The 13509-nt window shown below is 60.7% G+C and carries 9 protein-coding genes, 1 tRNA gene and 3 pseudogenes; 10 read left to right on the forward strand and 3 right to left on the reverse strand.

Features of this window, described 5'->3' with window-relative positions; all coding sequences use genetic code 11:
- Positions 1-49: 49 nt before the first annotated feature.
- From rbfA to PSH84_RS08815, 5 genes and pseudogenes are all read left to right on the forward strand, one after another.
- Positions 50-452, forward strand: a pseudogene (rbfA, locus tag PSH84_RS08795) (30S ribosome-binding factor RbfA).
- Positions 453-455: 3 nt separating this feature from the next.
- Positions 456-1373, forward strand: a complete 918-nt coding sequence (gene truB, locus PSH84_RS08800; protein ID WP_060739216.1) for a tRNA pseudouridine(55) synthase TruB — start codon at positions 456-458, stop codon at positions 1371-1373.
- Positions 1374-1516: 143 nt separating this feature from the next.
- A complete protein-coding gene (gene rpsO, locus PSH84_RS08805) occupies positions 1517-1786 on the forward strand; it encodes a 30S ribosomal protein S15 (RefSeq protein ID WP_003197723.1) in 270 nt (89 codons plus the stop codon).
- A gap of 194 nt (positions 1787-1980) precedes the next feature.
- Positions 1981-4086, forward strand: coding sequence for a polyribonucleotide nucleotidyltransferase (gene pnp / locus PSH84_RS08810; protein WP_003197725.1), 2106 nt, complete (start codon positions 1981-1983; stop codon positions 4084-4086).
- 125 nt (positions 4087-4211) lie between these two features.
- Positions 4212-4287, forward strand: a tRNA-Thr gene (locus PSH84_RS08815).
- Positions 4288-4296: 9 nt separating this feature from the next.
- Here the strand turns inward: PSH84_RS08815 and PSH84_RS08820 are convergent.
- Entirely contained in the window at positions 4297-4842 is a 546-nt protein-coding gene (locus tag PSH84_RS08820; protein WP_305482655.1) for a hypothetical protein, read from the reverse strand.
- 305 nt (positions 4843-5147) lie between these two features.
- Between PSH84_RS08820 and PSH84_RS08825 the strand changes: the two genes are divergently transcribed.
- Complete coding sequence (locus PSH84_RS08825; protein ID WP_053213286.1) at positions 5148-5453, forward strand: DUF6388 family protein; 306 nt, start codon at positions 5148-5150, stop codon at positions 5451-5453.
- Between the two features lie 87 nt (positions 5454-5540).
- On the opposite strand, the gene nadC is transcribed toward PSH84_RS08825, so the two are convergent.
- The gene (nadC, locus tag PSH84_RS08830; RefSeq protein ID WP_122569146.1) at positions 5541-6389 is read right to left on the reverse strand and encodes a carboxylating nicotinate-nucleotide diphosphorylase; all 849 of its coding nucleotides are present in this window, start codon (positions 6387-6389) and stop codon (positions 5541-5543) included.
- A 223-nt stretch (positions 6390-6612) separates the two neighbouring features.
- On the opposite strand from nadC, the pseudogene PSH84_RS08845 reads away from it, so the two are divergent.
- The 4 genes and pseudogenes from PSH84_RS08845 to PSH84_RS28975 all read left to right on the forward strand — a co-directional run bounded on the left by PSH84_RS08845 (position 6613) and on the right by PSH84_RS28975 (position 12603).
- A pseudogene (locus tag PSH84_RS08845) lies at positions 6613-8828 on the forward strand (DUF1631 domain-containing protein).
- A gap of 64 nt (positions 8829-8892) precedes the next feature.
- Complete coding sequence (gene ampD, locus PSH84_RS08850) at positions 8893-9453, forward strand: 1,6-anhydro-N-acetylmuramyl-L-alanine amidase AmpD (RefSeq protein ID WP_122569148.1); 561 nt, start codon at positions 8893-8895, stop codon at positions 9451-9453.
- A pseudogene (ampE, locus tag PSH84_RS08855) lies at positions 9450-10288 on the forward strand (regulatory signaling modulator protein AmpE). The gene ampD and the pseudogene ampE overlap by 4 nt, the downstream one beginning before the upstream one ends.
- A 1610-nt stretch (positions 10289-11898) precedes the next feature.
- A complete protein-coding gene (locus tag PSH84_RS28975) occupies positions 11899-12603 on the forward strand; it encodes a methyl-accepting chemotaxis protein (protein ID WP_404943347.1) in 705 nt (234 codons plus the stop codon).
- A 123-nt stretch (positions 12604-12726) separates the two neighbouring features.
- Here PSH84_RS28975 and PSH84_RS08865 read toward each other — a convergent pair whose 3' ends face one another.
- Positions 12727-13503 (reverse strand): TatD family hydrolase, encoded by a 777-nt coding sequence (locus tag PSH84_RS08865; protein WP_305469696.1) that lies wholly within the window; start codon positions 13501-13503, stop codon positions 12727-12729.
- Between the last annotated feature and the right edge of the window lie 6 nt (positions 13504-13509).

Below are 13509 nucleotides of genomic sequence, written 5' to 3' on the forward strand. Positions count from 1 at the left end.
CTTTCAGACCTCGCGGGTTTCACCGTGGGGCAGTAACAGGTAACAAGACATGGCAAAAGAATACAGCCGTACCCAACGAATCGGCGATCAGATGCAGCGCGAGCTGGCCCAGCTGATCCGTCGCGAAGTCAAAGACCCGCGCGTCGGCCTGGTCACCATTACCGCAGTGGAAGTCAGCCGTGACGTCGGTCACGCCAAGATTTTCATCACCGTGATGGGCCAGGACAGCGCCGAAGAAATCGCCCAGAGCATCAAGGTGCTCAACTCGGCCGCCGGCTTCCTGCGTATGCAGCTGGCCCGGGAGATGAAGCTGCGCAGCGTCCCACAGCTGCACTTCCATTACGACGAAAGCGTCGTGCGGGGGTGCTCACCTGTCGGCGTTGATCGAACGCGCCGTGGCTGAAGACAGTCAGCACCCGGTTGCGGCTGAACCCGAAGACACCAAGGAGTAATCGGTGGCTCAGGTCAAACGTATCCGTCGTAACGTCAGCGGTATCATCCTGCTCGACAAGCCGCTGGGGTTCACGTCCAACGCGGCGTTGCAGAAGGTTCGCTGGCTGCTCAATGCTGAAAAGGCCGGGCACACCGGTAGCCTCGATCCGCTGGCCACCGGCGTATTGCCGCTGTGCTTTGGCGAGGCAACCAAGTTTTCCCAGTACCTGCTCGATTCCGACAAGGGTTATGAAACCCTGGCGCAACTGGGTAAGACCACCACCACGGCGGATGCCGAAGGCGAGGTTTTGCTGGAACGCCCGGTGACCGTTGGTCAGGCGGATATCGAAGCGGTTTTGCCGGGTTTTCGCGGGCAAATCAGTCAGATACCGCCGATGTACTCCGCTTTGAAGCGCGATGGGCAGCCGTTGTATAAACTGGCCCGTGCAGGCGAAGTAGTGGAGCGCGAACCGCGTTCTGTTACTATTGCGCGCTTGGAATTGCTGGCCTTCGACGGTAATACTGCGCGGCTGGCCGTGGATTGCAGCAAGGGCACCTATATCCGCACCCTGGTGGAGGATATTGGTGAACAACTCGGCTGTGGCGCGTACGTGGCAGAATTGCGACGGACCCAGGCCGGGCCTTTCACGTTGGCCCAGACGGTCACGCTGGAAGAGCTTGAAGCGGTGCATGCCGAAGGCGGCAACGAAGCGGTCGACCGCTTCCTGATGCCATCGGACAGCGGTTTGCTGGATTGGCCGCTCTTGCAGTTCTCGGAACACAGCGCGTTCTACTGGCTCAACGGCCAGCCGGTACGCGCCCCGGATGCGCCGAAATTCGGCATGGTCCGGGTACAAGATCACAACGGTCGCTTCATCGGTATAGGTGAAGTGAGCGAAGACGGGCGCATTGCGCCGCGTCGACTGATTCGGTCGGAATGACCGGAACCAGCCTGCGTAACAGCAGGTTGGCGAGTGTGGCTGTTAACAGGCACGGTCACTACTCATTTATAGATACAGGGATTTGTCCCTGGCCTGTTGAAGCTGTTTCCTCGGAACAGTTTCCTGACTAAAAGGATTGCCTCATGGCTCTCGACGTTCAAGAAAAAGCTCAAATCGTAGCTGACTACCAGCAAGCTGTTGGTGACACTGGTTCGCCAGAAGTGCAAGTTGCACTGCTGACCCACAACATCAACAAACTGCAAGGTCACTTCAAGGCCAACGGTAAAGATCACCACTCCCGTCGTGGTCTGATCCGCATGGTAAACCAGCGTCGTAAGCTGCTGGACTACCTGAAAGGCAAGGACGTGAGCCGTTACAGCGCTCTGATCGCTCGCCTGGGTCTGCGTCGCTAATCAGCGATTGCGCTAGAGGTTGGTGGTCTGTCGTACGTCAGTGGGTTTCCCGCTGGCGCATGGCAGGCTCCCAGCCTCAAGTTTTATCTGGATACACGTTTTACCCTGGACAGGCGTCGGGCCGATTCCCGTCATTGCCCAAGAATTTCGCAAGAAGACAAGTTCCCCAAGAGCCACAAAGAAGGTAGGACACCGTGAACCCGGTAATCAAAAAATTCCAATTCGGTCAGTCGACCGTTACCCTCGAGACTGGCCGTATCGCCCGTCAGGCCTCCGGCGCAGTGCTGGTCACCGTTGACGACGACGTCAGCGTATTGGTGACCGTTGTCGGTGCCAAGCAAGCCGATCCAGGCAAGGGCTTCTTCCCTCTGTCTGTCCACTACCAGGAAAAGACTTACGCTGCCGGTAAGATCCCTGGCGGTTTCTTCAAGCGCGAAGGCCGTCCTTCCGAGAAAGAAACCCTGACTTCCCGACTGATCGACCGTCCGATCCGTCCGCTGTTCCCAGAAGGCTTCATGAACGAAGTGCAGGTTGTCTGCACCGTCGTGTCCACCAGCAAGAAAACCGATCCGGACATCGCTGCGATGATCGGTACCTCGGCTGCCCTGGCCATCTCCGGCATTCCTTTCGACGGCCCGATCGGCGCTGCCCGCGTCGCGTTCCACGAAAGCACCGGCTACCTGCTGAACCCAACCTACGAGCAACTGAAAGCTTCGAGCCTGGACATGGTCGTGGCCGGTACTTCCGAAGCCGTGCTGATGGTTGAATCCGAAGCCAAAGAGCTGACCGAAGACCAGATGCTGGGCGCCGTGCTGTTCGCCCACGACGAGTTCCAGGTGGTAATCAACGCCGTCAAGGAACTGGCCGCCGAAGCCGCCAAGCCAACCTGGACCTGGGCTCCGCAAGCCGAAGCCACTGAACTGCTGGGCGCGATTCGTGCCGAGTTCGGTGAAGCGATCTCCCAGGCCTACACCATCACCGTCAAGGCTGACCGTTATGCGCGCCTGGGCGAGCTGAAAGACCAGGTCGTTGCCAAGCTGTCCGGCGAAGAAGGCCAGCCATCGGCCAGCGACGTCAAAGCCGCTTTTGGTGAAATCGAATACCGCACCGTTCGCGAAAACATCGTCAACGGCAAGCCGCGTATCGACGGTCGCGACACCCGCACCGTACGTCCGTTGAACATCGAAGTTGGTGTTCTGCCAAAGACCCACGGTTCGGCACTGTTCACCCGTGGCGAGACCCAGGCCCTGGTCGTTGCCACACTGGGCACCGCCCGTGACGCACAACTGCTGGACACCCTGGAAGGCGAAAAGAAAGACCCGTTCATGCTGCACTACAACTTCCCTCCGTTCTCGGTGGGCGAGTGTGGTCGCATGGGTGGCGCCGGTCGCCGCGAAATCGGTCACGGCCGTCTGGCCCGTCGTTCGGTCCAGGCCATGCTGCCTGCCGCTGATGTGTTCCCGTACACCATTCGCGTGGTATCGGAAATCACCGAGTCCAACGGTTCGAGCTCGATGGCTTCGGTCTGCGGCGCTTCCCTGGCCCTGATGGACGCTGGTGTGCCGATGAAGGCGCCGGTTGCCGGTATCGCCATGGGCCTGGTTAAAGAGGGCGAGAAATTCGCCGTCCTGACCGACATCCTGGGTGACGAAGACCACCTGGGCGACATGGACTTCAAAGTGGCCGGTACCGCCAAAGGCGTCACCGCACTGCAGATGGACATCAAGATCAAGGGCATCACCGAAGAGATCATGGAAATCGCCCTGGGCCAAGCCCTGGAAGCGCGCCTGAACATCCTCGGCCAGATGAACCAGATCATCGGTCAGTCCCGTACCGAGCTGTCGGAAAATGCTCCGACCATGATCGCGATGAAGATCGACACCGACAAAATCCGTGATGTCATCGGTAAAGGCGGCGCGACCATCCGTGCGATCTGCGAAGAAACCAAGGCTTCGATCGACATCGAAGACGACGGTTCGATCAAGATCTTCGGCGAAACCAAGGAAGCGGCAGAAGCAGCACGCCAGCGTGTCCTGGGTATCACCGCAGAAGCCGAGATTGGCAAGATCTACGTCGGCAAGGTTGAACGCATCGTCGACTTCGGCGCCTTCGTCAACATCCTGCCGGGCAAGGACGGTCTGGTTCACATCTCCATGCTGAGCGATGCTCGCGTCGAGAAAGTGACCGACATCCTCAAAGAAGGCCAGGAAGTGGAAGTGCTGGTACTGGACGTGGACAACCGCGGCCGTATCAAGCTGTCCATCAAGGACGTCGCAGCAGCCAAGGCATCGGGCGTTTAATCAGCCCTTCGCCTGACCGCTGAACAAGCAAACGCCCCGACTGGTTCGGGGCGTTTTGCTATGTGAAGAAAATCCCCGCCAGGCAGGTTGCCTGGCCACCGGGGACGGTGCTAGTTTTAGCCACCGCCCGTGTAGCTCAGTCGGTAGAGCAGCGCACTCGTAACGCGAAGGTCGCAGGTTCGATTCCTGTCTCGGGCACCACCCCCCTCGTTATTTCACCTTCCTGCTCAGTTCCTCGACGGTACGTTTGAGCTTGTCCATTTCATTGTCCTGATCGCTAAGCTCTCGTTTCAGGGACGAAATCTCGCTGTTGCTCGAACTCGAACTGGAGCCGCTATTGCGCTTGAGTTCTTCCACTTGTTTGCCAAGGTCCTTCAGATCGTCTTGCTGTTCCTTGATCGTGCGCTTGAGCTCGTCAATCTCCTTGCTGCTGGAGGTGGAGCCGGAGCCGCTGTTGCGCTTGAACTCTTCGATCTGGCGGGCCTGTTCGCTGAGGATGCGCTTCTGGTTTTCCAGTTCGGCGGCGTTATCCTTGACTGCTTCTGGCAAGTTTTCCAAGTCACCCACGCTGATATTGGTCTTGATGAGAACATCTTTATCAAATGAGTTGCGGAGCACGGGGATTGTGTCGGTAGGCAAAGGTGTACCGGAGGTAACTTCGACAGCCGCTTGAGCAAGGCCGGCAAAGCTCAGGCTGCAGAGCAGCAAGGTCGCGGTAGCAAGCCGGGTCGACGAACGTTTCGAAAAGCTGCGCATCACTGGGGTTCCTTGTGAAGTGCCTGTGTGGCACATCGCTATGACTGGTTTTTTTGACAGATGTTCCAAAGCTCCCCTGGTTTCCCATGCACATGGTTTTTTGTGGGATAGATGTAAAGAACCGTGTAAATCGTCGGCAAAACGTCCTATATTCGTTGCCTGCATGTGCATCGCCCAGCAGTTTTCAGATGATCCCCGAATGGTTCTGAAGGCCAGATAAACCGGGCTTCACACGGTTTTTTTGCGTCAGAGAGATCCTTGATGATCCAGATCCATCTTCCATTCCCCAGATCAACGAGAACGCCATGACCGTTAAAGCATTGACCCAGGAAGCCAGGCACGAAGAAGCGCTGAAGAAGTACGTGTTGGATGCGCCCCAACTGCTGGAAGAGATCAAGGACTTGCCTGCCGACGATCAAAAAGACCAGATCCAGTGGGCGTTCGAGGATGAGGCCGAAGCCCAGGGGCTGCAGCCTTGGGAGTTGACGCTCAAGTACACCAGCACGCCTGAAGAGTTCGAGGCGCAGCGCCTTGCGTTGCACAAGGAGGCGGCCGAGGTGCTGGGTGTGGAATGGGATGAGTACTGCGAGATGAATAATCTGGTGGTCTGAAAAACGCGACCAGAACAAAACTGTGGCGAGGGAGCAAGCTCCCTCGTCACGGACCCTCTTCGTTTCTGATCGCCTGGCGTCAGCCTGTCAGAGGCTCAAGCGCATCGACAGATCCACCGCCTTCACATCCTTGGTCATCGCGCCGATCGAGATGTAGTCCACGCCGGTCTCGGCAATCGGGCGCAACGTGCTTTCGTTGATCCCGCCGCTGGCCTCCAGCTTCGCCTTGCCGCCATTGAGGCGTACGGCTTCACGCATGTCGTCCAGGCTCAGTTCGTCGAGCATGATGATGTCGGCATTGGCCGCCAGCGCTTCTTTCAACTCTGCCAGGCTTTCCACTTCGATTTCCACCGGTTTGCCCGGTGCGATCTTGTGGGCGGCCGCGATGGCCTGGGCGATTCCGCCGCAGGCGGCGATGTGGTTTTCCTTGATCAGGAAGGCATCGTAGAGGCCGATGCGGTGGTTATGGCAGCCGCCGCAGGTGACCGCGTACTTCTGGGCCAGGCGCAGCCCGGGCAGGGTCTTGCGGGTGTCCAGGAGCTTGACCTGAGTGTCGGCGACGAAATCGGCCAGGTAACGGGCCCGCGTGGCGACGCCCGAGAGCATTTGCAGGAAGTTCAGCGCGCTGCGTTCGCCGGTCAGCAGCGAGCGGGCCGGGCCCTCCAGATGGAACAGCGCCTGATCGGGGGTGGCCCGGTCGCCGTCGCGCACTTGCCAGTGCACCGCGACACGCGGGTCCAGTTGCCGGAACACGGCATCGACCCAGGCCGTGCCACTGATGGTCGCCGCATCGCGGGTGATGATCGTGGCCTTGGCCAGGCGTTCGGCGGGGATCAGTTGCGCGGTGATGTCGCCGCTGCCGATGTCTTCGAGCAACGCACGGCGCACGTTGGCTTCGATTTCGGCGGTCAGATCGGCGAGGCGTAGATTCGGCATAACGGGCTCCACAAACAAAGTGGCTTGATTATAGGGTGTCGAAACCTGCATTTGGTCGCGTCCTCGCAACATTTCCTCATTTTCCCGGTCACTTATTGCGCCGTATTTCGAGCTCGATCACAGAGTCTGCTGGTACGACAGGGTTGTTTTACCCGATAATCCGCCTTTCGATTGACGTCATGACTTTGACGTTGCGAACCGAAAACCGTTTCAGGAGGCCAGGATGCACAACGACGGGAATGTAGTGCCTTTGCACAAGGTGCCTACCGATCAGGCGAATCGCTCGCCGCTCGCCCGCCTGCCTGTGATTCTGCTTCAGGTTCGCGACAAGGCCGCCCAACAGTTGCGCCTGGGTTTGCAGGGGCTGTTTGATAACGCCGACGACACCTTGTTTGAAATGGCCGACCGGGCGCGCGACGACGTCGAGCAGAACCTGTATTTCGAGGCCATGCGAGACCTGCGTCTGAAGCGTAAAAGTATCGAGCGGGAGTTCATCGAGCAGTTTTTCGAGACCTTCGTCAGCCTGGCCCAGTACGACCTGACCCACGCCAGCTTGGCGCCCCCCCCTGGCGCCGGACGGCCAAACCCAGCGCTCTCACGATGAGCTGGAGCGTCATCTGGCGGTCGAGGCCATGGTCACTCGGGTGCTCAGGCGCGATGGCGTGGCGCTCGAGCAACTGACGGCCCGGCTCGGTGTGCTGCTGGACCGACCGCTGGCCAACCAGCACAACCCCCTGAGCCCGGCACTGCTGTGCGAGAAGTTCCTGCAGGCCGGGCGCAATCTGGGGGTGGGCATCAAGGTCAAGCTGATCCTGCTCAAGCTCTTCGAGCGTTATGTGCTCAGCGAGTGCGACCAACTCTATACCGAGGCCAACCAATTGCTGGCCGCCACGGGTGTCTTGCCGGAGCTCAAGGTGACGCCGGCGCGCCGGGTATCGGATCGTCCCCCAGGATAATCCCAGGCCCAATGCCGAGATCGCTGCCAAACCCAGCGATGCCGAGGTCGACGACAGCGTGCAGGAAGTGTTCGCCGCCCTGCAGAAACTCTTGATGCACGTGCGTGGCAGCGTGGCGCCGACCCTGGAAGCCAGCGTGCCACCCCAGCCGATTTCTACCCGTGACCTGCTGCGGCTGCTCTCGCATTTGCAGCAGTACGTGCCTGCGCCTGCCGTGCAGGACGAGTTCGACTTGCGTAGTCAGCTTGAACAATTGTTGACCCGGGTCAGCGTCAGGAGCGGCAAGTCCCGGGTGGTTGAAGGCGCCGATGAAGACGTGATCAACCTGATCTCGATGATGTTCGAGTTCATCCTCGATGATCATAACCTCCCAGACTCTTTCAAGGCCCTGATCGGCCGCCTGCAGATCCCGATGCTCAAGGTCGCGGTGCAGGACAAGAGCTTCTTCAGCCGCGGCAATCATCCGGCCCGGCGGCTGCTGAACGAAATCGCCGCCGCCGCCATGGGCTGGGGCGATTGCGACGATCATCAGCGCGACAGCCTGTACCTGCGCATCGAACAAGTCGTGCAGCGCTTGCTGAATGATTTCGTCGATGACCCGGCGATTTTCTCCGAGCTGCTGGCCGATTTCCTGGCCTTCACCAGTGATGAGCGGCGCCGCAGTGAGTTGCTTGAACAGCGTATCCGCGACGCCGAGGAGGGGCGGGCCAAGGCTGAGCTGGCGCGTCATCGGGTCGAAGGGGCGTTGAACCAGGTGATGCTGGGCAAAGTCTTGCCGCAAGCCGTGGTGGAGTTCGTGCAGCAGGCCTGGAGCCAGGTGCTGTTGCTGACCTGTTTCAAGCACGGTAAGTATTCCGCCGAGTGGCAGGCCGACGTCCTGACCCTGGAGCAATTGATCTGGAGCGTCCAGCCTCACGACGAGCCAGACGCTGGCCTGCGTTTACTGGCGATGGTGCCGGAGCTGCTCAAGGCCTTGCGTGAAGGCCTGAGTCGTTCGGCGTTCGACCCATTCGCCACCAGCGAGTTTTTCAGTGAGCTGGAAGTCCTGCATGTGCAGGCCCTCGAACGCACGGGCCAGGCAACGGAACAGGCCCAGTCGTTCGATTCGCCGGCGATGGTCGAGGTGTTGGAAAGAATCGTCCTGCGCCCCTCGCAAAAAACGGCGGGAGAGAGCGTGGCGGTGCATTTGCCGGCGGATGATGTCGGCCTGCTGCAGGTCGACCAGTTGCACCTGGGGAGTTGGGTCGAGTTCCAGGAGGACGATGACAATACCCTGCGTTGCAAGCTGGCGGCGATCATCGAGGCCACCGGCAAATACGTCTTCGTCAATCGCACCGGCCTCAAGGTGCTGGAGCACAGCCGCACCAGCCTGGCCCTGGAGTTTCGCCGGGGCGCGGCGCGACTGTTGGACGACACCCTGTTGTTCGACCGGGCGCTGGAGTCGGTGCTGGGCAATCTGCGCCAGCTCAATCGCGGCAAGTGATCGCGCAGCCCGGTCCGATCACGGCATACTGGCGGCATTCACCGTCGTCATCGAAGGAACCTCTATGCAGTTGGACTCCGCGAGCGGTTGGTGCGAAGGGGTGCGTCATTGCCCATCGCCCAACTTCAATGCGCGCCCGGAAGGCGAAATCTCCCTGCTGGTGATCCACAACATCAGTCTGCCACCGGCACAATTCGCCACGGGCAAGGTGCAGGAATTCTTCCAGAATCGACTGGATGTCACGGAACATCCCTACTTTGTCGGTATCGCCGATCTGCGGGTTTCTGCGCATTTTCTGATCGAACGTGACGGCGCCGTGACCCAGTTTGTCTCTTGTCTGGACCGCGCGTGGCATGCGGGCGTCTCGTGCTTCGAGGGGCGTGAGACCTGTAACGATTTTTCCCTGGGCATCGAGCTTGAGGGCACGGATGATCTGCCGTTCACCGACGCGCAATATGTGGCATTGGTGGACCTGACCCGGCAGTTGCAAGCGGCGTTCAGGGCGATCACTGTGCAGCGTATCTGCGGGCACAGCGATATCGCGCCGGGGCGCAAGACCGATCCGGGACCGGCATTCGACTGGGTGCGCTACCGCGCAGCCCTGACAGAAGGGGAAGGACAATGAGTTTTCTGGTGTTGCTGCTGGCCGTCTGGATCGAGAAGTTCTCGGCCCTTGCGCCAGCGGGTTCAGCGCGACGGCGGTTGGCTGCGCGAGCTGAACAAGCTCGAGGCGAGCCCACGGTGGGTCAACCGACCTTGGCTGGTGCTGACGGTGATGGTCCTGCTGCCCGTGGCACTGCTGGCATTGCTTTTGTGGGTGCTGGAGCCGGTGGCCTATGGTCTGCTGGCGCTGCCGGTGCACTTGCTGGTGGTGATTTACAGCCTGGGGCGCGGTGATCTGCTGGCCGCCCTCGGGCCGTTTCGCGATGCCTGGCGTCGGGAGGACCTGCAAGCGGCGGCCCATGTGGCCAAGCGCGACCTGGACATCGAGGCCGATGACGGTGAGCAGTTGCTGGAGCGGGTCCAGGGGCATTTGTTGTGGCAGGCCTACCAGAGCTTTTTCGCGGTAATTTTCTGGTACTTCGTGTTGGGCCCGGTCGCGGCCCTTGAGCTATAGACTGCTGGCGCTGGCCGCCGAGCACAGCCAGAACCCCGACGTGGCCGAGCGGGCCGCGCAAATGCGTCATGCCTTCGACTGGGTGCCGGTGCGGTTGCTGGCGGCGAGCTTCGCCCTGGTGGGCAATTTCGTCGCGGTCAGCCGGGTCATGTTGCATGAGCTGTTGAACTGGAACATCAGCGCCGCCGACCTCATCGACAAGGTCGGCCTGGTGGCTGGCGAAATCCCCAGGCCTGTCGCCGGGCCGGATGGCATCAATAGCTTGGACCGCCTCTGGGAATTGCTGCTGCGTGCGGCGGTGCTCTGGTATGCCGGGTTTGCGTTGTGGACGGTGTTGGCCTGAGAACACCAACACATTTCCTTGTGGCGAGGGGATTCTGTGGGAGCAAGGCTTGCCCGCGATAAGCGATGCGGTCTTTCAGAAATCGCGGCGTCTGCATCGCGGGCAAGCCTTGCTCCCACAGATAAATCCCCTCGCCACAGGGAACGGGCGATGTACCTCGTTAACCTTAAGTTACAAATCTCCCCGCCGATTTAGGCTATACAGGGACAGCGCCCGAATAGTGGCTTTCTGCTGTCTCCGTGCGCGAGCTCATAACAATAAGAACACTACCGGGAGACTTCCTTGTGAAGAGTTTGCTCTGGCCCGCCGTCGCGCTGATGAACCGCCTGAGCTTCGGCATGAAGTTCAGCCTGATCAGCGTGCTGTTCCTGCTGCCCATGCTGGTGACCAATTTCTTTCTGGTGCGTGATTCCTATCGGGAATTCCAGGGCACCCAAGTGGAGCTGCAAAGCCTCGACTTGTTGGGCAGCAGCCTGACCCTGCGCCGAGACCTGGAAACCCTCAACAACCTGGTGCAGATCAACGCCAGCCTGGGCCAGTCCGGTAAGGCCGGTGATGTGGAAGCGAAGATCGGCAGCCTGGAGCAACAGGTCCTCACGCGCCTGCAAGGCATGACCGCCATGGCCATCGAGCCTGAGCAGGTCAGTGCCTTCGAGGCCAAGCGCGACGAGATGATCGGCGCGTTCAAGGCCCAGCAGGCCGAAAGTTCCTTGCAGAGCAAAAGTGCGCTGATCGGCAAGTTGCTCAACAGCGCCCAGATGTTCAGCCAGATCATCGCCAGCCAGGCGGGACTGAGCCGCGACAACCAGAGCGACATCCGTCAACTCAGCGAATTGATCATCGGCACCACCCCCAAGGTCACCCAGATCCTCGGCGAAGGCCGGGCATTGGGCGCCTCTTCATTGGGGCTGGGCTTTCTCAATTCGGCCTCGAGCACCCGTTTCGACGAGTTGCTGGCGCAGATCGAAAAGCTCCAGGGCGAGTACGACTTGAAACTGCAGGACGCCCTCGGCTCCAGCAAGGCGGCCGGACAAGCCCTTGCCACCCAGGCCGATAGCAGCAAGAGCACCCTCAAGAACGCTTCGGAACTGATCGAGGAACAGGTGGTGATGGCCGACACCCTCGATGCGCCCTGGTCGGCATTCTTTGACCAGGTCAGCGGCCTGATGGAGCAGACTTATCGGTTGAACGAAGCGACCCAGGGTTTTCTCGGTGTGCAGTTGCAACAACGTCTGGAGCAAAATCGCAGCCATATGGTGCTGCAAGCCGTGGCGCTGGTGGCGGTGTTCCTGTTGATTTTTTACCTGTATGCCGGCTTCTACGCGTCGACCCGCACCACCCTCCAGCACCTCGGCCAGATGATGGACAAAGTGGCGGCGGGGGACATGACGGTCAATTTTGTAGCGCGCAGCAAGGACGAACTGGGCGAATTGGGTGAAGTGTTCAACGGTACGGTGGCGAAGATCCATGACCTGATCGAACAGGTCGGCCGCACCGTCGCGGAAGTCGAACGCCAGGCCGGGCAGGTGGAAACGGTATCGGCCCAGAGCAACCAGGCGGTCGCCGGCCAGCGCAGCCAGATCGAACTGGTGGCCACGGCGATGAACCAGATGTCGGCCACGGCCCAGGAAGTGGCCCGCAGTGCCGCCGCTGCCGTGAGCAGTGCCCACAGCGTGAACGACGAGACCCTCAGCGGGCGCGGGCTGGTGGAGTCCCAGCAGGGCAGCATCGCCCGCTTGGCCAGCGAGATCGATCAGTCGGTGCAGGTGATCAATCAACTGGCGACCGACAGCCAGGCCATCAGCCGCGTGCTGGATGTGATCAAGAGCATCGCCGAGCAGACCAACCTGCTGGCCCTCAATGCCGCCATCGAAGCCGCCCGGGCCGGTGAGCAGGGTCGGGGTTTTGCGGTGGTGGCCGATGAAGTGCGGACCCTGGCCAAGCGGACTCAGCAATCGACCGAAGAAATCGAAGCGATGATCACCCGCCTGCACGGCGGAGTCGGCGCCGCCGTCAAGGCGATGGGCACCAGCCATGAGATGGCCAGTGGCACGGTCGGCCAATCGGAAAAAGTCCAACAGGCCTTGGAAAATATCCTCGGTGCGGTCGGCATGATCGTCGACCAGAACCAGCAGATCGCCGCCGCCGTGGAGCAACAGACGGCCGTGGCCCATGACATCGACCAGAACATCGTCGAGATCAACCGAGCTGGCGAACGTACGGCCGAAGGCGCGCACCAGACCGAAAACGCCAGCCGCGAACTGTCCGCCCAGGTGGTGCAGCTCAAGCAGTTGATCAATGCATTCAGGGTGTGATCGCCACTGATTCACCGCAGGTCCAGTGTGGGAGCGAGCTTGCTCGCGATAGCGGTGTATCGGTCAAAAACAGGTTGCCTGACACTCCGCTATCGCGAGCAAGCTCGCTCCCACAGGAGGCTGTCACCAATTGAACAGTTGGCGGGCGTTGGCCGTGCTGGCCTCGGCCAGACGCTCAGGCGTCACCGCCATGATCCCGGCCAGCGCCTCGCAAATCGCCGGCAAATGCGCCGGGCTGTTGCGTTGGCCGGGAAACATCGCCGGGGCCATGTCCGGTGAGTCGGTTTCCAGCACCACCGCCTCCAGCGGTAACTTCGCCAGCACCCGGTGCATGCGCAGGGCCTGGGGCCAGGTCGCGGCACCGCCGAGGCCGAGCTTGAAGCCGAGCTTGATGTATTCGCGGGCCTCTTCGAAACTGCCGGCGAAGGCGTGGATGATCCCCGCGCGCGCCGGGCGAATGCGCTTGAGTGTGGCGATCACGGCGGCATGGCTGCGGCGCACGTGGATCAGCGCTGGCAGTTCAAACTCCACGGCCAATTCCAGTTGCGCTTCGAACAGCGCTTGCTGGCGCTCGCGGTCGAGGGTCTCGATGTAGTAGTCCAGGCCGATTTCCCCCACCGCACATAATTGCCGATGCCCGGCCAGACGGCTCAGCCAGTCGCGCAGCAGCGCCACGTCGTCGGGTTGATGCTGGTCGAGGTGCACCGGGTGCAGGCCCAGGGCGGCATGCAGGTCCGGGTCGCTCTGCACCAGGTCCCAGACCCGCTGCCAATTGTCCCGGTACACCCCCAGGACCACCATTTGCCGCACGCCCAAGGCGCGGCTTTCGGCCAGCAGCGCCGGGCGGTCCGCGTCAAAGTCCGGAAAGTCCAGGTGGGTGTGGGTGTCGATCAACTCCATGCATCA

The organism is Pseudomonas beijingensis (assembly GCF_030687295.1).
GTDB classification, from domain to species: domain Bacteria; phylum Pseudomonadota; class Gammaproteobacteria; order Pseudomonadales; family Pseudomonadaceae; genus Aquipseudomonas; species Aquipseudomonas beijingensis.